At 61.0% G+C, this 21,055-nt stretch carries 20 protein-coding genes and 3 tRNA genes; 22 read left to right on the top strand and 1 reads right to left on the bottom strand.

All coding sequences use genetic code 11. The features are described from left to right. Positions 1 to 195 precede the first annotated feature (195 nt). Positions 196 to 843, top strand: coding sequence for a DapH/DapD/GlmU-related protein (locus DEM27_RS29200; RefSeq protein ID WP_420028864.1), 648 nt, complete (start codon positions 196 to 198; stop codon positions 841 to 843). An 82-nt stretch (positions 844 to 925) separates the two neighbouring features. Here DEM27_RS29200 and DEM27_RS29195 read toward each other — a convergent pair. Continuing rightward, positions 926 to 1,001 (bottom strand) — tRNA-Val (locus tag DEM27_RS29195). A gap of 425 nt (positions 1,002 to 1,426) precedes the next feature. On the opposite strand from DEM27_RS29195, the gene DEM27_RS29190 reads away from it, so the two are divergent. The 21 genes from DEM27_RS29190 (at position 1,427) to DEM27_RS29095 (ending at position 21,043) form a co-directional block, all read left to right on the top strand. Further along, positions 1,427 to 1,503, top strand: a tRNA-Asp gene (locus DEM27_RS29190). Between the two features lie 63 nt (positions 1,504 to 1,566). Then, positions 1,567 to 1,643, top strand: a tRNA-Asp gene (locus tag DEM27_RS29185). A 435-nt stretch (positions 1,644 to 2,078) separates the two neighbouring features. Continuing rightward, positions 2,079 to 2,444, top strand: a complete 366-nt coding sequence (locus tag DEM27_RS29180) for an NADH-quinone oxidoreductase subunit A (RefSeq protein ID WP_109461799.1) — start codon at positions 2,079 to 2,081, stop codon at positions 2,442 to 2,444. After that, positions 2,435 to 3,016: a NuoB/complex I 20 kDa subunit family protein gene (locus DEM27_RS29175; RefSeq protein WP_109461768.1), complete on the top strand. Its 582-nt coding sequence runs from the start codon at positions 2,435 to 2,437 to the stop codon at positions 3,014 to 3,016. The genes DEM27_RS29180 and DEM27_RS29175 overlap by 10 nt, the downstream gene beginning before the upstream one ends. Before the next feature lie 17 nt (positions 3,017 to 3,033). Then, positions 3,034 to 3,636: an NADH-quinone oxidoreductase subunit C gene (locus DEM27_RS29170; RefSeq protein WP_109461767.1), complete on the top strand. Its 603-nt coding sequence runs from the start codon at positions 3,034 to 3,036 to the stop codon at positions 3,634 to 3,636. 27 nt (positions 3,637 to 3,663) lie between these two features. Then, positions 3,664 to 4,047 carry a four helix bundle protein gene (locus DEM27_RS34440; RefSeq protein ID WP_205908978.1) on the top strand — a complete coding sequence of 128 codons (384 nt, stop codon included), beginning with the start codon at positions 3,664 to 3,666 and terminating at the stop codon, positions 4,045 to 4,047. A gap of 64 nt (positions 4,048 to 4,111) precedes the next feature. After that, the gene (locus tag DEM27_RS29165) at positions 4,112 to 5,302 is read left to right on the top strand and encodes an NADH-quinone oxidoreductase subunit D (RefSeq protein ID WP_109461766.1); all 1,191 of its coding nucleotides are present in this window, start codon (positions 4,112 to 4,114) and stop codon (positions 5,300 to 5,302) included. Next, positions 5,302 to 5,553: a hypothetical protein gene (locus DEM27_RS29160; protein WP_109461765.1), complete on the top strand. Its 252-nt coding sequence runs from the start codon at positions 5,302 to 5,304 to the stop codon at positions 5,551 to 5,553. The genes DEM27_RS29165 and DEM27_RS29160 overlap by 1 nt, the downstream gene beginning before the upstream one ends. A 17-nt stretch (positions 5,554 to 5,570) precedes the next feature. Then, positions 5,571 to 6,692 (top strand): NADH-quinone oxidoreductase subunit E, encoded by a 1,122-nt coding sequence (locus DEM27_RS29155; RefSeq protein ID WP_109461764.1) that lies wholly within the window; start codon positions 5,571 to 5,573, stop codon positions 6,690 to 6,692. 73 nt (positions 6,693 to 6,765) lie between these two features. Next, a complete protein-coding gene (gene nuoF, locus DEM27_RS29150; RefSeq protein WP_109461763.1) occupies positions 6,766 to 8,070 on the top strand; it encodes an NADH-quinone oxidoreductase subunit NuoF in 1,305 nt (434 codons plus the stop codon). A gap of 5 nt (positions 8,071 to 8,075) precedes the next feature. Then, on the top strand, positions 8,076 to 8,789 hold the full coding sequence (locus DEM27_RS29145) for a 5' DNA nuclease (protein ID WP_109461762.1): 714 nt from the start codon (positions 8,076 to 8,078) through the stop codon (positions 8,787 to 8,789). A gap of 64 nt (positions 8,790 to 8,853) precedes the next feature. Continuing rightward, positions 8,854 to 10,935: an NADH-quinone oxidoreductase subunit NuoG gene (nuoG, locus tag DEM27_RS29140; protein WP_109461761.1), complete on the top strand. Its 2,082-nt coding sequence runs from the start codon at positions 8,854 to 8,856 to the stop codon at positions 10,933 to 10,935. An 11-nt stretch (positions 10,936 to 10,946) separates the two neighbouring features. After that, positions 10,947 to 11,990 carry an NADH-quinone oxidoreductase subunit NuoH gene (nuoH, locus tag DEM27_RS29135; protein ID WP_109461760.1) on the top strand — a complete coding sequence of 348 codons (1,044 nt, stop codon included), beginning with the start codon at positions 10,947 to 10,949 and terminating at the stop codon, positions 11,988 to 11,990. A gap of 39 nt (positions 11,991 to 12,029) precedes the next feature. Then, the gene (gene nuoI, locus DEM27_RS29130) at positions 12,030 to 12,521 is read left to right on the top strand and encodes an NADH-quinone oxidoreductase subunit NuoI (protein WP_109461759.1); all 492 of its coding nucleotides are present in this window, start codon (positions 12,030 to 12,032) and stop codon (positions 12,519 to 12,521) included. Between the two features lie 139 nt (positions 12,522 to 12,660). Beyond that, positions 12,661 to 13,275, top strand: a complete 615-nt coding sequence (locus tag DEM27_RS29125) for an NADH-quinone oxidoreductase subunit J (RefSeq protein ID WP_109461758.1) — start codon at positions 12,661 to 12,663, stop codon at positions 13,273 to 13,275. A 29-nt stretch (positions 13,276 to 13,304) separates the two neighbouring features. Next, positions 13,305 to 13,613, top strand: coding sequence for an NADH-quinone oxidoreductase subunit NuoK (gene nuoK, locus DEM27_RS29120; RefSeq protein ID WP_109461757.1), 309 nt, complete (start codon positions 13,305 to 13,307; stop codon positions 13,611 to 13,613). Between the two features lie 7 nt (positions 13,614 to 13,620). Then, positions 13,621 to 15,624, top strand: coding sequence for an NADH-quinone oxidoreductase subunit L (nuoL, locus tag DEM27_RS29115; protein ID WP_165823667.1), 2,004 nt, complete (start codon positions 13,621 to 13,623; stop codon positions 15,622 to 15,624). Further along, a complete protein-coding gene (locus DEM27_RS29110; protein WP_109461756.1) occupies positions 15,624 to 17,135 on the top strand; it encodes an NADH-quinone oxidoreductase subunit M in 1,512 nt (503 codons plus the stop codon). Before nuoL ends, DEM27_RS29110 begins: the two co-directional genes overlap by 1 nt. Positions 17,136 to 17,152: 17 nt before the next feature. Continuing rightward, positions 17,153 to 18,595: an NADH-quinone oxidoreductase subunit NuoN gene (gene nuoN, locus DEM27_RS29105; protein ID WP_109461755.1), complete on the top strand. Its 1,443-nt coding sequence runs from the start codon at positions 17,153 to 17,155 to the stop codon at positions 18,593 to 18,595. After that, positions 18,595 to 19,359, top strand: coding sequence for a biotin--[acetyl-CoA-carboxylase] ligase (locus DEM27_RS29100; protein WP_109461754.1), 765 nt, complete (start codon positions 18,595 to 18,597; stop codon positions 19,357 to 19,359). The genes nuoN and DEM27_RS29100 overlap by 1 nt, the downstream gene beginning before the upstream one ends. Positions 19,360 to 19,375: 16 nt before the next feature. Beyond that, the gene (locus DEM27_RS29095; RefSeq protein WP_109461753.1) at positions 19,376 to 21,043 is read left to right on the top strand and encodes a ribonuclease J; all 1,668 of its coding nucleotides are present in this window, start codon (positions 19,376 to 19,378) and stop codon (positions 21,041 to 21,043) included. Positions 21,044 to 21,055 lie beyond the last annotated feature (12 nt).

The following is a 21,055-nucleotide window of genomic DNA, read 5'->3' as shown; positions in this document are numbered from 1 at the left end:
GATTGGGCATAACGTGCCCATCGAACCCGGCGGCGGGGGCGATACAGACCGCGGGCGACGAGGGTGTCCGCGGTCTTTTCTGTTTTTAGCCGCGGTAAAGCGAATCCAGGCCTCCGGCCACGTTCCACTTGCCTGCGCATCTGCCCGGACAACAGCGTCACACATCTTTCATCGAAGCCGGATAGGCGGGAGGAAATGTGGAGACCGACATTGCCCCTGACCTCGCAGCCCAATCGTCCCAAGATCGCTGAAACCGTTGTCCATCCGTCGGTGGCGTTACGGGATACTACCATCGGGCAATGCTGCGAGATCCTGGAGGATACGGCGCTTCAGTCGGTCGAACTCGGCGATTTTTCCTATCTGGGACAGCGCTGCATGGTCAGCGATGCGGTGATCGGAAAATTCTGTGCCATCGCGGCAGAGGTAAGAATAGGCGCGCCCAACCACCCGATGGACCGCCCGTCGATGCATCGCTTTACCTATTGCCCGGAATATTACTCGTCGGATGCCGTCCGCGATCATGCCTTTTTCGATCGACGCAAGACGGACCGTGCCATCATCGGCAACGACGTCTGGATAGGGCATGGGGTGATCGTATTGCCTGGCGTCACGGTTGGGGACGGTGCCGTTCTCGCGGCGGGTGCAGTCGTCTCCAGGGATGTCGCGCCGTACACAATCGTTGGCGGTGTGCCGGCAAAGTTCATTCGCGAGCGTTTTTCGCGTACCATCGCCGAAAAACTTTCCGCCATGTCCTGGTGGAATTGGCCGTTCGAGACGATCATGGAGCGGCTCGCCGACTTCCAGTCGAGCGACATCAATGCTTTTTGCGAACGTTGGTCGTGATGTCCGTCCGGTGAGATAAACTGCTAATGCGGAGCTTACGCAGGAAGATCCAAGGATATTTGCAAATTCGATCTGGGAGAAATGGTGGGCGATGAGAGACTCGAACTCCCGACATCCTCGGTGTAAACGAGGCGCTCTACCAACTGAGCTAATCGCCCGTCTGCGGTTCGGATCATGTCCGTCGCTACGGTGGGCGTGATTTAGGCGGAGCCGAGAAAAACCGCAAGAGCGATTTTGATTTTTTTTGAATTTTTTCTGTGCCGCAATTCTCGCAGCTGGGGAGAATGCTGCTGACAACGGCGTCCATGTCCGATTTCTTTGAAGGGCATATAGCGCGTCACCGGGCCGAACGCAGGCTGTGGATAATCTCGCCGCGTATCGCTTTCAGGCTTCGGACCGGCGTAGAGCCATGCCTTGCAAAGTGTGGCTGCAGGGTCCGGGAACGAAATTTCCGTCTGTCATGGATTTGTATTCAAAGCCGCTTGACACCCAAAGCCGAACCCCGTAGTTAGCCGCTCATCGAAACGGCAAGTCCGGTTCGGCGCCGGCAGCCAGACATTGGTTGTGCGGTTTGAAACGAAGTGCGGGTGTAGCTCAGTCGGTTAGAGTGCCGGCCTGTCACGCCGGAGGTCGCGGGTTCGAGCCCCGTCACTCGCGCCAGTTTCAAGACGATGCCGCAAGTCTTTGCGGAGTGAAGAAGAGGTTGCAATTGCAGCCGGATGCGCGGGTGTAGCTCAGTCGGTTAGAGTGCCGGCCTGTCACGCCGGAGGTCGCGGGTTCGAGCCCCGTCACTCGCGCCATTTCTTCGCGTTGAAGTTTTCCATCGTAATGGCAGTCAATGAATTGTGCCGATGCCTTGGCGCGGTCGAAATGTGCGTTTCGCTTTTGGCGAGTCGGCGGCAGGCGATTTTTACTGCGGGCTGATTCTCCTTCTATCCGTCTTTTGATGCGGGGAGGGTGTGTTGCGCGGTGGAATTTTTTCTCGGCGTGCATGCCTTCATCAATGCCTTAAGAAATTGTGGTTTTATCCATGCATGGCTGCCCTGCATTGATTTGCCGCGACATTTTTTCCTTGGCTTGATAAACTCTTGGCAGGCATGGTTGAAATGCTGGTCCAAGTCTTGCATGAAGACACGGCCTGCGCTAACCACGGCTTGTTGCAACGCTCTTTTCGGCTTGTCGGCCTGTGGCCCTGGGTATCGCCCGATACCGGAAGACAAGCATGGATGGAAATGATGACCGAACTTCTCAGTTCCTATCTTCCGATCGCGATCTTCATCGGCATCGCCCTGGTGATCGGTCTCGCTCTTTTGATCGCGCCTTTCGCTGTCGCCTACAAGGCGCCCGATTCGGAAAAGCTCTCAGCCTATGAATGCGGCTTCAATGCATTCGACGATGCCCGTATGAAATTCGATATCCGCTTCTATCTGGTGTCGATCCTTTTCATCATCTTCGACCTCGAAGTCGCCTTCCTGTTTCCGTGGGCCGTGTCTTTCGGCGATATCGGCTGGTTCGGCTTCTGGTCGATGATGGTGTTCCTTTTCGTGCTGACCATCGGCTTTATCTATGAATGGAAAAAGGGAGCACTCGAATGGGCGTAGCTCAAGGCGGAAGCACGTTGGTCGCGCCGCAGCCGAAGGGGATCATCGATCCCGGCACCGGCAAGCCCATCGGCGCCAATGATGCATTCTTCGGCGAGATCAACAACGAACTCGCCGACAAGGGTTTTCTGGTCACCTCGACCGACGAGCTCATCACCTGGGCCCGCACCGGTTCGCTGATGTGGATGACCTTCGGTCTCGCCTGCTGCGCGGTCGAGATGATGCAGCTTTCGATGCCGCGTTACGACGTCGAGCGTTTCGGTTTCGCGCCGCGCGCCTCGCCGCGCCAGTCGGACGTCATGATCGTTGCCGGCACGTTGACCAACAAGATGGCGCCGGCGCTGCGCAAGGTCTACGACCAGATGCCCGAGCCGCGTTACGTCATCTCGATGGGGTCGTGCGCCAACGGCGGCGGTTATTATCATTATTCCTATTCGGTGGTGCGCGGTTGTGATCGCGTCGTGCCGATTGACGTCTATGTGCCGGGCTGTCCCCCCACGGCAGAGGCGCTTCTCTACGGCGTCCTGCTGCTGCAGAAGAAGATCCGCCGCACCGGCACGATCGAGCGGTAAGGTAGGGGATCGAGCAAATGAGTGAAGCCCTGAACGAGCTTGCATCCCACCTCGCGGAAACGCGTGGTGCCCTGATTGCCGCATCGGAGATCCGCTACGGCGAGCTGGCGCTGACGACGACTGCGGAAAACATTCTGCCGCTCTTGACCTTCCTGCGTGACGACGTGCAGTGCGGCTTCGTCAATCTCATCGATATCTGCGGCGTCGATTGGCCGAAGCGTGAACAGCGTTTCGATGTCGTCTATCATCTCCTGTCTCCCCGCCAGAACCTGCGCATCCGCGTCAAGGTCGCGACGGCCGAGGAAGAGGCCGTGCCGTCCGCGACCGCCGTCTATCCGGGCGCCGACTGGTTCGAGCGTGAAGCGTGGGACATGTACGGCATCCTGTTTACCGGCCATCCCGATCTTCGCCGAATCCTCACCGACTACGGTTTCGAAGGTCATCCGCTGCGCAAGGACTTCCCGACCACCGGTTTCGTGGAAGTGCGCTACGACGACGCGGCCAAGCGTGTGGTTTACGAGCCAGTCGAGTTGAAGCAGGAATTCCGCAACTTCGATTTTCTCAGTCCTTGGGAAGGAACGGATTACGTTCTCCCGGGTGACGAGAAGGCCAAACAGTGATTAGTGAGCAGTGAGTAGAGAGATGAAGTGAACGAAGGGAGAATCAATTCTTACCGGGATTTGAAAGTCTGGCAGTTCGCTATCGATATTTCTGTTGCTTGTTATGAGGCGACAAGGCCCTTCCCCAAGGAAGAGCTTTATGGATTGACCAGTCAGATTAGACGATCCGCAACATCCGTGGCGGCAAACATTGCCGAAGGCTATGGACGGGAGAATCGAGGATCCTTCGCTCAATTTCTTAAAATTGCTCAGGGTTCGCTGAAGGAATTGGAAACGCATTTGATTGTCAGTGAACGCGTCGGGCTGTTGCAGCCGCAATTGGCGGCCGAGTTGCTGGCGAAGTGCGAAGAGAATGGGAAGATGCTGGGCGCGTTTATTCGTAAGGTCCAGCAGAAGAAACGTGATGAATAGGCGATCTGGATGAGAACTACTCACTGCTCACTATTCACCACTCACTCAACACGCGAGCGTGGCCATGACTGAACATAACGTCCGCAATTTCAACATCAATTTCGGACCGCAGCATCCGGCGGCGCACGGCGTTCTTCGTCTCGTGCTGGAGCTGGACGGCGAAATCGTCGAGCGGGTCGATCCACATATCGGCCTCTTGCATCGCGGCACCGAAAAGCTGATCGAGACCAAGACCTACCTGCAGGCTCTGCCCTATTTCGACCGCCTCGACTACGTGGCGCCGATGAACCAGGAGCATGCCTATTCGCTCGCGGTCGAAAAGCTGCTCGGCATCGAGATCCCGATTCGCGGCCAGCTGATCCGCGTGCTGTATTCGGAAATCGGCCGTATCCTGTCGCATCTGCTCAACGTCACGACCCAGGCCATGGACGTGGGCGCGCTGACGCCGCCGCTCTGGGGTTTCGAAGAGCGCGAAAAGCTGATGGTGTTTTATGAGCGCGCCTCGGGTTCGCGCATGCACGCCGCTTACGTTCGTCCGGGCGGCGTTCACCAGGATCTGCCGGAAGCGCTCGTCGAGGATATCGGCAAGTGGTGCGATCCGTTCCTCAAGACGCTCGACGATATCGACGACCTTCTGACCGGCAACCGCATCTTCAAGCAGCGCAATGTCGATATCGGCGTCGTGTCGCTGGAGGATTGCTGGGCCTGGGGCTTCTCGGGCGTCATGGTGCGCGGCTCGGGCGCCGCCTGGGACCTGCGTCGTTCTCAGCCCTACGAATGTTATTCCGACCTCGAATTCGATATTCCGATCGGCAAGAACGGTGACTGTTATGACCGTTACCTGATCCGCATGATCGAGATGCGCGAATCGGTGAAGATCATGCGTCAGTGCGTCAATCGCCTGATGAGCGATGCCAAGGTCGGACCGGTGTCGTCGCTGGACGGCAAGGTGGTTCCGCCGAAGCGTGGCCAGATGAAGCGTTCCATGGAAGCCTTGATCCACCATTTCAAGCTCTACACCGAAGGATATCACGTGCCGGAAGGCGAGGTTTATGCCGCCGTCGAAGCGCCGAAGGGCGAATTCGGCGTCTATCTCGTCTCCGACGGCACCAACAAGCCCTATCGCTGCAAGATCCGTGCCCCGGGCTACGCGCATCTGCAGGCGATGGACTTCCTGTGCCGGGGCCACCAGCTGGCGGACGTTTCCGCCGTGCTCGGCTCGCTCGACATCGTGTTCGGGGAGGTGGACCGCTGATGCGTCTAGCGCTTGCCATGGCTGCGACGTTGCTCGGATCGTCTGTCGCTGTTGCCCAGCAACAGGAAGATGGTCTCGGTGGATCGTCGGCGCAGTCGGCAAGCATGGCGCAACTGCTGTCACAGGGATATGAAATCAAGGCTGCCGTGCCGAACGGCAGCCGGTTCGTAGTGTTTATGCAAAAAGACCAGTCGGCCTACGCCTGCGAATTCGCGTCGATCGCGAATACCAGGTGTAGATCCATAAACTGAGATAGGCGTGAGGAAGAATGTCCGTTCGTCGACTAGCCGAAGAGAACGTCCAGCCGGCAAGTTTTGCCTTTAGCGCGGAAAACGCGGCCTGGGCCGAGGCAACCATCAGGAAGTACCCGCCGGGGCGTCAGCAGTCGGCGGTTATTCCGTTGCTCATGCGTGCGCAGGAGCAGGACGGCTGGGTGACGCGCGCCTGTATCGAGGCGGTCGCCGACATGCTGGATATGGCCTATATCCGCGTGCTCGAAGTGGCGACCTTCTATACGCAGTTCCAGCTGAAACCGGTCGGCACCCGCGCCCACATCCAGGTGTGCGGCACGACGCCGTGCATGTTGCGTGGTTCGGAAGAGCTGATCAGCCTGTGCAAGCGCAAGATCCATCCGGAGCCGCTGCACACCAACGACAGCGGCACGCTGTCGTGGGAAGAGGTGGAGTGTCAGGGCGCCTGCGTCAACGCGCCGATGGTGATCATTTTCAAGGATGCCTACGAGGACCTGACGCCTCCGCAGCTTGAATACATCATCGACCGCTTTGAGGCAGGCAAGGGCGCCGACGTCAAGCCGGGCCCGCAGATCGACCGGCATTTCTCGGCGCCGTTCGGTGGCGTGACCACGCTGACCGAAGAGATCGTTCCGCCGAAGTCGCAACTCGCCGTCGAGCAGGAAGCGGCCGCCGACGCGGTCAGCATTCCGCCCTCGAACGCCGGTCGCGCCAAGACGGATGCCGACGAAACCAATCCGACGTTGAAGACGCCGGCAACGGCGCCCGCCGCCGCTGCCGAAAACGCCAGGGCTGCGGAAGCCCAGGCGCCGTCGGGGACGGCGGATGCCGAAAAGGCAAGCGCCAAGCCTTCGCTCGATGATCCCAACCGCCCGAAATCGGTCGACAAGCCGGAAAAGCCGGATGATCTGAAGATGATCTCCGGCGTCGGCCCGAAGATCGAAGGCACCCTGCATGAACTCGGCATCTTCACCTTCGCGCAGATTGCCGGCTGGCAGAAGGCCGAATGTGACTGGGTCGATGGCTACCTGAATTTCCGCGGTCGTATCGAACGCGACGACTGGGTCCATCAGGCCAAGGTTCTCGCCGAGGGCGGCGAGGAAGAGTATATCAAGGTCTTCGGCAAGAAGCCGCGATAAGTGTATGTAGAAACTCGGTTGAAGCGCATCGGAAGCGTCTCGACATTATCGACGAACCGGCGGAATAAGAGCCATGCTAGCTGATCAGGATCGCATCTTCACCAATATCTACGGCTTCAAGGACAAGTCCCTGAAGGGCGCCATGAGCCGTGGCCATTGGGATGGCACCAAGCAGATTCTCGAAAAGGGTCGCGACTGGATCATCAACGAGATGAAGGCGTCGGGCCTGCGCGGCCGCGGCGGTGCCGGCTTCCCCACCGGCCTGAAGTGGTCCTTCATGCCGAAGGAAAGCGACGGCCGGCCGCACTACCTCGTCGTCAACGCCGACGAATCGGAGCCCGGCACCTGCAAGGACCGGGACATCATGCGTCACGATCCGCATACGCTGATCGAAGGCTGCCTGATCGCCTCCTTCGCCATGGGTGCCCATACCGCCTACATCTATATCCGCGGCGAATACATGCGTGAGCGCGAGGCCCTGCAGGCGGCGATCGACGAATGCTATGATGCCGGCCTGCTCGGCAAGAACAACAAGCATGGCTGGGATATGGACATTTTTCTGCATCACGGTGCAGGCGCCTATATCTGCGGCGAAGAGACCGCGTTGCTCGAAAGCCTCGAAGGCAAGAAGGGCCAGCCGCGCCTGAAGCCGCCTTTCCCGGCGAACATGGGTCTCTACGGCTGCCCGACCACCGTCAACAACGTCGAATCGATCGCCGTTGCGCCGACCATCCTGCGCCGCGGAGCCGCCTGGTTCTCGGCGATCGGCCGTCCGAACAATGTCGGCACCAAGCTGTTCATGGTTTCCGGTCACGTCAACAAGCCGTGCACCGTCGAAGAAGCGATGGGCATTCCCTTCCGCGAACTGATCGAGCGCCATTGCGGCGGCATCCGCGGCGGCTGGGACAATCTTCTCGGCGTCATCCCCGGCGGCTCTTCCTGTCCGGTGGTGAAGGGCGAGGATATCTTGGATGCGCCGATGGATTTCGATGGCATGCGTGACGTGAAGTCGTCCTTCGGTACGGCCGCTGTCATCGTCATGGACAAGTCGACGGATATCGTGAAGGCGATCTGGCGTCTGGCGGCTTTCTACAAGCATGAAAGCTGCGGCCAGTGCACGCCGTGCCGCGAAGGCACCGGCTGGATGATGCGGGTGATGGAGCGCATGGTGAAGGGCAATGCCCAGAAGCGCGAGATCGACATGCTCTTCCAGGTGTCGAAGCAGGTGGAAGGCCACACGATCTGTGCCTTGGGCGATGCCGCGGCTTGGCCGATCCAGGGCCTGATCCGCAACTTCCGTCCGGAGATGGAAAAGCGTATCGACGAGTTCACACGCAACGCCACGGCGCACGGCGCCGTCCTGGAAGCAGCGGAGTAAACGACATGACGGAAACGGCAGGCAAGAGCACGAAACAGACGGCGAACGACACCGCTGGCACTGCGCTGCCGCCGTTGCATCCGTTCGCCGCGCATCCGGCTGCGGCATTTGCGGCCGCCGCGACGATCGGGTTCGGTTTTTCCACGCAGATGGCCGGCGCGTTTCTCGGCGCGCTGCAGAGCGCGGTCGAAACCAGCCAGCGCTTTTCCGCTCTCCTGGAAAAACAGATGGCGGAAGGGCAGGGGGCGGCCGTGAAGGTTGAACCCGTTGTCAAGGAAGCCAAGCCGGTCGTGACACGCACGGAGACGGCGAAGGTCGTGCCGTTGAAGCCGGTGCTGCGGGCGGTCGAAGAGGTTGCGCCTGTTGTGGAAACGAAGGCGAAGCCCGTCGTAAAGACCGTTTCGAAAGAAAAGGTGAAGTCGGCGGTGACCGCCAAGGCAGCACCGAAGGCCAAGCAAGAAAAGCCGGTGATCGCTGCACCCGTCAAGACGGTGCGCCGGGCCAAGGCCGACGATCTCAAGCGCATTTCCGGCATCGGCCCGAAGCTGGAACAGGTTCTGAACGGCAAGGGTGTTTCTCGTTTTGCCGATATTGCAGGCTGGAGCGAGGACGACATCAAGCGGTTCGACGCCGAACTCGGTGTCGAGGGCCGCATCGGCCGCGACGACTGGATCGGCCAGGCGAAGGCACTTGCCGGCACGAAGACGGCGAAGACATAAGACGCCCCGGCGGGCGGACGAAGGACAGGTTTGCGGCAGCAGACAAAACAGGACGTAAGGTACGATGGCGAAGCTAAAAGTTGACGGTAAAGAGATCGAGGTACCGGATCATTTCACGCTGCTGCAGGCGTGCGAAGAAGCCGGCGCCGAGGTTCCGCGCTTTTGTTTTCACGAGCGTTTGTCGGTCGCCGGCAATTGCCGCATGTGTCTCATCGAGGTGAAGGGCGGCCCGCCGAAGCCGGCAGCCTCCTGCGCCATGGGTGTGCGCGACGTCCGCGGCGGCCCGAACGGCGAACTTCCCGAGATCTTCACCAACACGCCGATGGTGAAGAAGGCCCGTGAGGGCGTCATGGAATTCCTACTGATCAACCACCCGCTGGATTGCCCGATCTGTGACCAGGGCGGCGAATGCGACCTGCAGGACCAGGCGATGGCCTTCGGCATCGACACCTCGCGCTACCAGGAAAACAAGCGCGCCGTCGAAGACAAATATATCGGCCCGCTGGTCAAGACGGTGATGAACCGCTGCATCCACTGCACGCGTTGCGTCCGCTTCACCACCGAAGTTGGCGGTATCACCGAGCTTGGCCTGATCGGCCGCGGCGAAGACGCCGAAATCACCACCTATCTCGAGCAGGCAATGACGTCGGAGCTGCAGGGCAATGTCGTTGACCTGTGCCCGGTCGGCGCGCTGACCTCGAAGCCCTTCGCCTTCACCGCCCGTCCGTGGGAACTGAACAAGACCGAATCGATCGACGTCATGGACGCGCTCGGCTCGGCGATCCGTGTCGATACCCGCGGCCGCGAAGTCATGCGCATCCTGCCGCGCGTCAACGAGGCGATCAACGAAGAGTGGATCTCCGACAAGACCCGCTTCATCTGGGACGGCCTGAAGACCCAGCGTCTCGACCGGCCTTACGTTCGCCGTGACGGCCGCCTGCAGGCTGCCAGCTGGGGCGAAGCCTTCGGTGCCATCAAGGCTGCCGTCGCCGGCACCTCCGGCAACAAGATCGGCGCGATTGCCGGTGACCTGGCCTCCGTCGAAGAAATGTATGCCCTGTCGGAGCTGATAAAATCGCTCGGCTCGGAAAACCTCGACTGTCGTTTGGACGGGACGGCGCTTGATCCGTCGCTCGGTCGCGCAAGCTACCTCTTCAATCCCGGTATCGAAGGCATCGAAGCTGCCGACGCGCTGCTGATCATCGGCGCCAACCCGCGTTACGAAGCGGCCGTTCTCAACGCCCGCATCCGCAAGCGCTGGCGCCGCGGCGGTTTCCCGATCGGCCTGATCGGCGAAGCCGGCGAACTGCGCTATGATTATGACTACATCGGTGCCGGTACCGACAGCCTGGCGGATCTTGTCGCCGGCAACCACTCCTTCCTCGACAAGCTGAAGGGCGCCAAGAACCCGCTGATCCTCATCGGCCAGGGCGCGCTCGCCCGTGCCGATGGCGCAGCGATCCTGTCGCAGGCAGCGGCTCTCGCCGTCGCCGTCGGTGCGATCACCGAAGAGTGGAACGGTTTTGCCGTGCTGCACACCGCAGCATCGCGCGTCGGCGGCCTGGATCTCGGTTTCGTACCGGGCGCCAACGGCGCCAACGCCGCCGAGATGCTGAAGTCGATGGACGTGCTCTTCCTGCTCGGCGCCGACGAATTCGAAACCTCGGCCAAGACCGCCAAGTTCACCGTCTATATCGGCTCGCACGGCGATAACGGGGCGCATGGCGCCGACGTCATCTTGCCGGCTGCGACCTACACCGAAAAGTCGGGCATCTGGGTCAACACCGAAGGCCGCGTTCAGATGGGTAACCGTGCCGGTTTTGCGCCTGGCGACGCCAAGGAAGACTGGGCGATCATCCGCGCGCTGTCGGACGTGCTCGGCAAGCGCCTTCCCTTTGATTCGCTTGGTGCTTTGCGTGCCAAACTCTATGCCGCGCACCCGCATTTCGCCCATACGGACGAGATCGCTCCGGGCAATGCAGGCGAAATTGCCGCAGTGGCGGAAAAAGGCGGTGTCATCAACAAATCCGGGTTTGCGTCGACCGTGAAAGACTTCTATTTGACGAACCCGATAGCGCGCGCTTCGGCCGTCATGGCGGAGTGCTCGGCGCTTGCCCGCAACAATTTCAAAGTCGCGGCAGAGTAAGGGCAGGGACCATGGACTCTTTCGTTTCTAACTACGTCTGGCCGGCGGCCATCATGGTCGGACAGTCGCTGCTGCTTCTCGTCTGCCTGCTCGTCTTCATCGCTTACATCCTGCTTGCCGACCGCAAGATCTGGGCCGCCGTGCAGCTTCGCCGCGGTCCGAACGTCGTCGGTCCGTGGGGTCTGTTCCAGTCCTTCGCCGACCTTCTGAAGTTCGTCTTCAAGGAGCCGATCATTCCGGCCGGCGCCAACAAGGGCGTCTTCCTGCTGGCCCCGCTCGTCGCCGTGACGCTGGCGCTCGCCACCTGGGCGGTGATCCCGCTCAACGAGGGCTGGGTGGTCGCCAATATCAACGTCGGCATCCTCTACGTCTTCGCGATCTCGTCGCTGGAAGTCTACGGCATCATCATGGGCGGCTGGGCTTCGAACTCGAAGTACCCGTTCCTCGGCGCGCTGCGTTCCGCCGCGCAGATGGTGTCCTACGAAGTCTCGATCGGCTTCGTCATCGTCACCGTGCTGCTCTGCGTCGGTTCGCTGAACCTGACGGACATCGTCATCGCCCAGAAGGATGGTCTCGGCACCATGATGGGCCTGCCTGCCTCGTTCCTCGACTGGCACTGGCTGGCGCTGTTCCCGATGTTCATCATCTTCTTCATCTCGGCGCTGGCTGAAACCAACCGTCCGCCCTTCGATCTTCCGGAAGCGGAATCGGAGCTGGTTGCCGGCTTCATGGTCGAATATTCGTCGGCGCCCTACATGATGTTCATGCTCGGCGAATATGCGGCCATCGTTCTGATGTGCTCGCTGACGACGATCCTGTTTCTCGGGGGCTGGCTGCCGCCGGTCGACATCGCCGTGCTCAACTGGGTGCCGGGTATCATCTGGTTCGTCATCAAGGCGACAATGGTGTTTTTCATGTTCGCCATGGTGAAGGCCTTCGTGCCGCGCTACCGCTATGACCAGCTGATGCGCCTGGGCTGGAAGGTTTTCCTGCCGATTTCGCTCGCCATGGTGGTCATTGTTGCATTCGTGCTGAAACTGATGGGTTGGGCCTGATCATGCGCCCGTCCGTTTCTGGCAAATTTGGAGATTAAGATGGCCGGTTTTTCGCAAGCCGTCAGTTCGCTCTTCCTGAAGGAATTCGTCGGCGCTTTCTTCCTGTCGATGCGCTACTTCTTCCGGACGAAGGCGACGATCAACTATCCTTTCGAAAAAGGTCCGGTTTCCCCGCGCTTCCGCGGCGAACACGCCCTGCGCCGTTACCCCAACGGCGAAGAACGCTGCATCGCCTGCAAGTTGTGCGAAGCCATCTGTCCCGCCCAGGCGATCACCATCGAAGCCGGGCCGCGCCGCAACGACGGCACCCGCCGCACGGTGCGTTACGACATCGACATGGTGAAGTGCATCTATTGCGGCTTCTGCCAGGAAGCCTGCCCGGTCGATGCCATCGTCGAAGGTCCGAACTTTGAATTCGCGACGGAAACGCGCGAAGAGCTCTATTTCGACAAGGCCCGTCTGCTCGACAACGGCGACCGCTGGGAGCGCGAAATCGCGCGCAACATCGCGATCGACTCGCCGTACCGCTGATCGGCTATTGAATGTATGCCGCCCCGGGAGCATCCCGTCGCGGTCCAGTTAAAACGGAGCGCCGGCAGCGTCATCGAGGCCGGCAAAACTCCATCGGGCAGGGGACAGTCCGCCCGGGGGAAGACGAAAAGGCACCAACATGGGTCTGCAGGCTCTTTTTTTCTATCTCTTCGCCTTCATCGCTGTGGCGTCGGCGTTCATGGTGATTTCGGCTCGGAATCCGGTCCATTCGGTTCTGTTCCTGATCCTCACCTTCTTTAACTCCGCCGGCCTCTTCCTGCTGACGGGCGCCGAATTCCTGGCGATGATCCTGCTGGTCGTTTATGTCGGCGCTGTGGCGGTGCTCTTCCTCTTCGTCGTGATGATGCTTGACATCGACTTCACGGAGTTGCGCTCGGGCGTGCTCGAATACGCGCCGGTCGGCGCGCTGATCGGGGTGATCCTGGCGGCGGAACTGATCGTCGTCATCGGCGGCAGCGTCATTTCGCCCGACATCGGCAAGACGGTGGCGATGCCCATCCCCGCGCTGACGGAACGCACCAATACCGCCGCCCTCGGCGACGTGCTCTACACCCATTATGTCTATTTCTTCCAGATCGCCGGCCTTGTGCTGCTGGTCGCGATGATCGGCGCCATCGTGCTGACGCTGCGTCACCGCCAGAACATCAAGCGGCAGGATATTTCCCAGCAGGTTGCCCGCACGCCCGCGACCGCCGTCGAGGTGGTCAAGGTCAAGCCCGGGCAGGGCGTCTGAAGCGCGCACGAGGTCAAGGAAACGAAATTATGGAAATCGGTCTTTCCCATTACCTGACGGTCAGTGCCATCCTCTTCACGCTCGGTGTTTTCGGCATTTTCCTCAACCGCAAGAACGTCATCGTCATCCTGATGTCGGTGGAACTCATCCTGCTTGCGGTCAATATCAACATGGTCGCCTTCTCTTCCTTCCTCAACGACATCACGGGTCAGGTCTTCGCCCTGTTCATCCTGACGGTCGCGGCGGCGGAGGCGGCGATCGGTCTTGCAATTCTCGTGGTCTTCTATCGTAACCGCGGCTCCATCGCCGTCGAAGACGTCAATGTGATGAAGGGCTGAACCGGCTATGATCCTTTACAAAGCCATCGTTTTCCTTCCCCTGATCGGCGCGCTGATCGCCGGCCTGTTCGGTCGCGCCATCGGCGCCAAGGCATCGGAATACGTCACCACCGGCCTGATGATCGTCGTTGCGATCCTTTCCTGGATCGCCTTCTTCACCGTGGCGCTCGGCCATGGCGAGGCCGGCGAAGTGATCAAGGTTCCCGTCCTGCGCTGGATCCAGTCCGGCGGCATCGACGTCGAATGGGCCTTCCGCGTCGACACGCTGACCGCGGTGATGTTCGTCGTCGTCAACACCGTCTCGACCCTGGTGCACCTCTATTCGATCGGCTACATGCACCACGATCCGCATCGGCCGCGTTTCTTCGCCTACCTGTCGCTGTTCACCTTCATGATGCTGATGCTCATCACGTCGGACAATCTGCTGCAGATGTTCTTCGGCTGGGAAGGCGTGGGCCTGGCGTCCTACCTGCTCATCGGCTTCTGGTTCAAGAAGCCCTCGGCCAATGCGGCGGCGATGAAGGCCTTCATCGTCAACCGCGTCGGCGACTTCGGTTTCATCCTCGGCATTTCCGGTGTCTTCGTGCTGTTCGGCTCGATCAACTTCGAAACGATCTTCGCGACGGCCGCCACCTACCTGCCGGCCGAAGGGGCGGCCGAGGGCGGCGAAGCCGTCATCAACCTCTTCGGCATGCATCTCGACAAGGCGCACGCCATCACCGCCGTCTGCCTGCTGCTCTTCATGGGTGCCATGGGCAAGTCGGCGCAGTTCCTGCTGCACACCTGGCTGCCGGACGCTATGGAAGGCCCGACGCCGGTCTCGGCGCTCATCCATGCCGCAACCATGGTCACCGCCGGCGTCTTCCTCGTCGCCCGCATGTCGCCGCTGTTCGAACTGTCGCATGATGCGCTGACCGTCGTCACCGTCATCGGCGCCATCACCGCCTTCTTCGCGGCGACCGTCGGTCTGGTGCAGAACGACATCAAGCGCGTCATCGCCTACTCGACCTGCTCGCAGCTCGGTTACATGTTCGTGGCGCTCGGCGTCGGCGCTTACGGCGCGGCGATCTTCCATCTGTTCACGCACGCTTTCTTCAAGGCGCTGCTGTTCCTCGGTGCCGGCTCCGTCATCCACGCCGTCGACGGCGAGCAGGACATGCGCTACATGGGCGGCCTGCGCAAGCATATCCCGATCACCTTCTGGATGATGACCATCGGCACGCTGGCGCTGACCGGTGTCGGTATCCCCGGCACGATGTTCGGCTTTGCCGGCTTCTTCTCCAAGGACGTGATCATCGAATCCGCCTACGCCTCGCACTCGGCGGTTTCGGGCTTCGCCTTTACCTTGCTGGTCATCGCCGCGCTGTTCACCAGCTTCTATTCCTGGCGCCTGGCCTTCCTGACCTTCTTCGGCAAGCCGCGTGCCAGCCACGAGGTCATGCATCACGTGCATGAATCGCCGATGGTGATGTTGCTGCCGCTTTATATCCTGGCGGTCGGTGCGGTTCTCGCCGGCGTGATTTTCGAGGGCTACTTCTTCGGTCACCACTATGCTGAATTCTGGAAGGGCGCATTGTTCACCCTGCCGGAAAACGAGATCCTCGAACATTTCCACCATGTGCCGCTTCTGGTGAAGTGGAGCCCGTTCATCGCCATGGTCACCGGCTTCGTCACCGCCTGGTACATGTACATCAAGTCGCCGGAAACGCCGAAGGTCCTGGCCCAGCAGCATCGCGTGCTTTACCAGTTCCTGCTCAACAAGTGGTACTTCGACGAGCTCTACGACTTCCTGTTCGTCCGTTCCGCCAAGGCGCTCGGCCGTTTCCTGTGGAAGAAGGGTGACGTCGCGGTCATCGATAGGTACGGCCCGAACGGCATCGCCGCCCGCGTCGTCGACGTGACCAACCGCGTGGTGCGCCTGCAAACCGGTTACCTCTATCATTATGCCTTTGCCATGCTGATCGGCGTTGCGGCGCTCGTCACCTGGATGATGCTCGGGAGTTCCTTCTGATGACCGATTGGCCTATTCTTTCAACGGTCACGTTCCTGCCGCTGGTCGGCGTCCTCTTCCTGTTGCTCACGAGGGATGACACGCCGAACGGCCGGCGGAACGTGCTGAACGTCTCGCTGTTCACCACGCTCTTCACCTTTCTCGTGTCGCTGTTCATCTGGATCGGTTTCGACAATTCGAACCCGGGCTTCCAGATGGTCGAGAAGACCACCTGGCTCGGCACCGGTATCGGTTATCACGTCGGCGTCGACGGCATCTCCATGCTGTTCGTCATCCTGACGACGCTTCTGATGCCCTTCTGCATCCTCGCCAGCTGGGTAACGATCGAGAAGCGGCTGAAGCAATACATGATCGCCTTCCTGCTGCTCGAAACGCTGATGATCGGCGTCTTCGTGTCGCTCGACATCGTGCTGTTCTACGTCTTCTTCGAAGGCGGCCTGATCCCGATGTTCCTGATCATCGGCGTCTGGGGCGGCAAGGACCGCGTCTACGCCAGCTACAAGTTCTTCCTCTATACGCTGCTCGGCTCGGTGCTGATGATGCTCGCCATCATGGCGATGTACTGGCAGGCCGGCACCACCGACATCACGGAACTCTTGAAGTACCAGTTCCCCGCCGGTCTGCAGACCTGGCTGTGGCTCGCCTTCTTCGCCTCCTTCGCGGTGAAAATGCCGATGTGGCCGGTGCACACCTGGCTTCCGGATGCGCACGTCCAGGCGCCGACCGCGGGTTCGGTCATCCTGGCCGGCATTCTCCTGAAGCTTGGCGGCTACGGCATGATCCGCTTCTCGCTGGCGATGTTCCCGCTCGCCTCCGACTATTTCGCGCCGATGGTCTTCGCGCTCTCCGTCATCGCCATCATCTACACCTCGCTGGTGGCGCTGATGCAGGAGGACATGAAGAAGCTGATCGCCTATTCTTCCGTCGCCCATATGGGTTACGTGACAATGGGTATCTTCGCGGCCAATACGCAGGGCGTCCAGGGCGCGCTGTTCCAGATGATTTCGCACGGCTTTGTTTCCGGCGCGCTGTTCCTCTGCGTCGGCGTCGTCTACGACCGCCTGCACACCCGCGAGATCGCCGCTTACGGCGGCCTGGTCAACAACATGCCGAAATACGCCTTCGCCTTCATGGTCTTCACCATGGCGAACGTCGGACTGCCCGGCACCTCCGGTTTCATCGGCGAATTCCTGACCCTGATCGGCGTCTTCCGCGCCAACACCTGGGTTGCGCTCTTCGCTGCGACGGGCGTGATCCTTTCGGCCGCCTATGCGCTGTGGCTCTATCGCCGCATCATCTTCGGCGCGTTGGAAAAGGAAAGCCTCAAGGCGCTCTTCGACCTGTCCCCGCGCGAACAGGCGCTTCTTTACCCGCTGATCGTTCTGACGATCTTCTTCGGCGTCTACCCGGCACCGATCTTCGATGCGACGGCAGCCTCCGTGGATCTGCTGGTCAACAATTATACTGCAGCCTTGCAGGCAGCGCACGATGTCGCGCTGTCGGTGAAATGACGACAGGAATCTAAGACATGACGGCTGAAATTCTGCTCGCAAGTCTGCATCTCGCAACGCCGGAAATCATTCTGGCGATCGGCGCCTTGGCGCTTCTGATGATCGGTGTGTTCTCCGGCGAAAAGTCGGGGACGACAGTAACCGTTCTGGCCATCCTGCTGCTGGTGATTTCCGGCGGCTGGATGATCCTGTCGGGCGCGGACGGCCTGGCGTTCGGCGGCGTCTTCGTATCGGACGCCTTCGCCCGCTTCCTCAAGGTCGTGGCGCTGATCGGTTCGGTGACGGCGATCATCATGACGCTCGGGCAATCGCGCTCGGAGCACCTCAACCAGTTCGAGTTCCCGGTGCTCCTGGTGCTGGCGACGCTCGGCATCCTGCTGATGATCTCGGCCAACGACCTGATCTCCGCCTACCTGGCGCTGGAACTGCAGTCGCTGGCGCTCTACGTCGTCGCGGCTATCAACCGCGACAGCCTGAAGTCGACCGAGGCCGGCCTGAAATATTTCGTTCTCGGCGCCTTGTCCTCGGGCATGATGCTCTACGGCATGTCGCTGGTCTACGGCTTCACCGGCCACACCGGCTTTGCCGAAATCGCCACGGCGCTTTCCGGCGAAAGCCGTTCGCTCGGCCTGCTGTTCGGCCTCGTCTTCGTGCTGACCGGCTTTGCCTTCAAGATTTCCGCCGTGCCGTTCCACATGTGGACGCCGGACGTCTACGAGGGCGCGCCGACGCCGGTGACCGCCTTCTTCGCTGCCGCGCCGAAGATTGCCGCCATGGCGATGCTGGTGCGCATCGTCGGCACAGCTTTCGAACCGATCAAGCTCGACTGGCAGCAGGTGATCTCCTTCATCGCCATCGCCTCCATGGTGCTCGGCGCCTTCGCCGCCATCGGCCAGCGCAACATCAAGCGACTGATGGCCTATTCGTCCATCGGCCATATGGGTTACGCGCTTGTCGGCCTCGCTGCCGGCACCAAGACCGGTGTCTCGGGCGTGCTGATCTACATGACCATCTACATGGTCATGACGCTCGGCACTTTCGCCTGCATCATGGCGATGCGCCGCAAGGATGGTGGCGTGACCGAAAACATCGACGATCTCGCCGGCCTTTCCGCCACCAACCCGTTCATGGCGGTGGTGCTGACGGCGCTGATGTTCTCGCTTGCCGGCATCCCGCCGCTCGCCGGCTTCTTTGGGAAGTATTTCGTTTTCGTCGCGGCCATCGAAGCCAAGCTTTATGCGCTGGCGATCATCGGCGTGCTCGCTTCCGTCGTCGGCTGCTACTACTATCTGCGCGTCATCAAGCTGATGTGGTTCGATGAAGCCAAGGGCGAGTTTGCCCGCACGGCGGGCGTGCTGCGGCTGGTCTTCGGCCTCTCCGGCCTGTTCGTCGCCGGGTACGTGCTGATCGGCGGCCCGCTCGGGGCTGCTGCGGAAGCGGCCTCCGCTTCGTTCTTTTGATGGATGACAGGAGACATAGCCGGACGACGCTGAGCGACGTCCGGCACGAGGCTCTCGGCGACGTCTCTTCCACCAACACGGAATGCCTGGCGCGTGCGCGCGCCGGCGATCCAGGCCCTCTCTGGATCACCGCCCGCCGCCAGACCGGCGGACGCGGTCGCCGCGGGCGACCCTGGGCCTCGGAGCCCGGCAATCTCTACGCTTCCCTTCTCCTGATCGATCCGGCACCGCTCGACCGCTTGCCCTCCTTGCCGCTCGCCGTCGCCGTCGCCGTGCACGATGCGATCCGCAAGGTGGTGCCGCCGGGCGGCGAACCCGTCGAGATCAAGTGGCCGAACGACATCCTGATCGGCCGCAAGAAGACCTGCGGCATCCTGCTCGAAAGCGAAAACCTTGCAGACGGGCGTCAGGCGCTGGTGATTGGCATCGGCATCAACATCGCCGTCATGCCGGATAGCGGCCAGTATCCCGTCACCTCGCTGGCCGCACAGGGCGCCTCCGTTTCGCCCGACGAACTGTTCGCGCATCTCTATGTTTCGATGAACGATATGCTGGTGCTTTGGAACCGCGGACGCGGCATCGCATCTGTGGTGGAGTTATGGCGCAGGGGGGCCTGCGGGGTTGGGGAAAAGATCACCGTCAACCTGCCGGACAAGTCGCTTTCCGGCCAGTTCGCAGGTATTGATGACAACGGTTTGCTGATGCTCGATACCGGTGGCGGCCGGCTATTGCCGATTGCTGCGGGCGACGTCTTTTTCGAATGATTTGGAACCAGATAACATGACAAATAAAGAAGAACTGGTGTTTCTGCCGCTCGGCGGCGTCGGCGAGATTGGCATGAATCTCGCGCTCTACGGTTACGGAGCGCCCAGCAACCGCCAATGGATCATGGTGGATTGCGGCGTGACGTTTCCAGGTCCGGACCTGCCGGGCGTGGATCTCGTTCTCCCCGATATCAGCTTCCTCGCCAGCGAGCGCAAGAATCTCAAGGCGATCATCATTACCCATGCGCATGAAGACCATTATGGCGGCCTGAACGACCTCTGGCCCGGCCTCAACGTGCCGGTCTATGCCTCGGGCTTCACCGCCGGCCTGCTGGAGGCCAAGCGGCGCTATGAGGAATCGCGCGGCGATATTCCCGTGACGCCGTTCAAAGCGGGCGATATCATCAATGTCGGTCCGTTCAGCATCGAGGCCGTCGCTGTCAACCACTCGATCCCCGAGCCGATGGCGCTGGTGATCCGCACGCCGCTCGGCAACGTCGTCCACACCGGCGACTGGAAAATCGACCTCGAACCGTCGCTCGGTCCGCTGACCAACGAAAAGCGGCTGCGCGAAATCGGCGACGAGGGCGTGCTGGCGCTGATGTGCGACAGCACGAATGCGTTGCGCGATGGCGTTTCGCCTTCGGAAAAGGAAGTTTCCGAAAGCCTGCAGAAGGTGATCGAGTCCGCGGAAGGCCGTGTGGCGATTACTACTTTTTCCTCGAATGTCGGTCGTATCCGCTCGGTCGCTGAAGCCGCCGACAGGGCGGGCCGCGAAGTCTTGCTGCTCGGCAGTTCGCTGAAGCGCGTCGTCGACGTGGCGCGAGACGTCGGCATCATGGAAGGCATCAAGCCGTTCATCGGCGAGGACGAATATGGCTACATCCCGCGGGATAAGGTCGTCGTCATCCTGACCGGCAGCCAGGGCGAGCCGAGGGCGGCGCTGGCCAAGCTGGCGCGCGACGAGATGCGCAACATCGCGCTCAGCGCCGGCGATCTCGTGGTCTTTTCCTCCCGCGCCATTCCCGGCAACGAGAAGGCGATCCAGGACATCAAGAACGGCCTCATCGAGCAGGGCGTCAACGTGCTGACCGATTCCGAAGCGCTGGTGCATGTCTCCGGCCATCCGCGCCGCAGCGAGCTGCAACAGATGTATGCCTGGACGCGGCCGGAAATCCTCGTTCCCGTGCACGGCGAAGCCGCGCATCTGACGGCGCAGCGCGAACTTGGCCTGCAGTCAGGCATCGCCACCGTGCCGCGCGTGCGCAACGGCGACATCCTGCGGCTAGCGCCGGGCCCGGTCGAGGTCGTCGGCGAAGCGCCGCACGGCCGCATCTTCAAGGACGGCAAGCTGATCGGCGATTTCGACGAGATGGGCATCGGCGAGCGTCGCAAGCTGGCCTTTGTCGGCCATGTCGCGGTGAATGTCCTGCTCGACAGCCGCTTCGATTTCGTCGGCGATCCGGTTGTCGTGCCGGTCGGCTTGCCGGAATTCGATTATGAAGGCGAGGACATGAACGACACGCTCTATGACGCCGTGCTCGGCGCCGTCGAAAGCATCCCGCGTGCCCGTCGCAAGGATCTCGAAACGGTGCGCGAGGCGGTTCGCCGTGCCGTCCGCGCCGCCGCCAACGAGGCATGGGGCAAAAAACCCGTCGTCACCGTCTTCCTGACGAAGATCTGACCGGACCGGGGG

The organism is Rhizobium album, assembly GCF_003122325.1.
Taxonomy (GTDB): Bacteria; Pseudomonadota; Alphaproteobacteria; order Rhizobiales; family Rhizobiaceae; genus Metarhizobium; species Metarhizobium album.
This window is presented reverse-complemented; position numbering and strand designations above follow the sequence as displayed.

Coding starts and splice junctions, on each gene's coding strand:
- DEM27_RS29165 (WP_109461766.1), top strand. CDS start 4,112: ATGACTGAACATAACGTCCGCAATTTCAACATCAATTTCGGACCGCAG.
- DEM27_RS29170 (WP_109461767.1), top strand. CDS start 3,034: ATGAGTGAAGCCCTGAACGAGCTTGCATCCCACCTCGCGGAAACGCGT.
- nuoI (WP_109461759.1), top strand. CDS start 12,030: ATGGCCGGTTTTTCGCAAGCCGTCAGTTCGCTCTTCCTGAAGGAATTC.
- nuoN (WP_109461755.1), top strand. CDS start 17,153: ATGACGGCTGAAATTCTGCTCGCAAGTCTGCATCTCGCAACGCCGGAA.
- DEM27_RS29160 (WP_109461765.1), top strand. CDS start 5,302: ATGCGTCTAGCGCTTGCCATGGCTGCGACGTTGCTCGGATCGTCTGTC.
- nuoH (WP_109461760.1), top strand. CDS start 10,947: ATGGACTCTTTCGTTTCTAACTACGTCTGGCCGGCGGCCATCATGGTC.
- DEM27_RS29100 (WP_109461754.1), top strand. CDS start 18,595: ATGGATGACAGGAGACATAGCCGGACGACGCTGAGCGACGTCCGGCAC.
- nuoG (WP_109461761.1), top strand. CDS start 8,854: ATGGCGAAGCTAAAAGTTGACGGTAAAGAGATCGAGGTACCGGATCAT.
- DEM27_RS29180 (WP_109461799.1), top strand. CDS start 2,079: ATGACCGAACTTCTCAGTTCCTATCTTCCGATCGCGATCTTCATCGGC.
- DEM27_RS29125 (WP_109461758.1), top strand. CDS start 12,661: ATGGGTCTGCAGGCTCTTTTTTTCTATCTCTTCGCCTTCATCGCTGTG.
- DEM27_RS29175 (WP_109461768.1), top strand. CDS start 2,435: ATGGGCGTAGCTCAAGGCGGAAGCACGTTGGTCGCGCCGCAGCCGAAG.
- nuoK (WP_109461757.1), top strand. CDS start 13,305: ATGGAAATCGGTCTTTCCCATTACCTGACGGTCAGTGCCATCCTCTTC.
- nuoL (WP_165823667.1), top strand. CDS start 13,621: ATGATCCTTTACAAAGCCATCGTTTTCCTTCCCCTGATCGGCGCGCTG.
- DEM27_RS29095 (WP_109461753.1), top strand. CDS start 19,376: ATGACAAATAAAGAAGAACTGGTGTTTCTGCCGCTCGGCGGCGTCGGC.
- DEM27_RS29200 (WP_420028864.1), top strand. CDS start 196: ATGTGGAGACCGACATTGCCCCTGACCTCGCAGCCCAATCGTCCCAAG.
- DEM27_RS29110 (WP_109461756.1), top strand. CDS start 15,624: ATGACCGATTGGCCTATTCTTTCAACGGTCACGTTCCTGCCGCTGGTC.
- nuoF (WP_109461763.1), top strand. CDS start 6,766: ATGCTAGCTGATCAGGATCGCATCTTCACCAATATCTACGGCTTCAAG.
- DEM27_RS29155 (WP_109461764.1), top strand. CDS start 5,571: ATGTCCGTTCGTCGACTAGCCGAAGAGAACGTCCAGCCGGCAAGTTTT.
- DEM27_RS29145 (WP_109461762.1), top strand. CDS start 8,076: ATGACGGAAACGGCAGGCAAGAGCACGAAACAGACGGCGAACGACACC.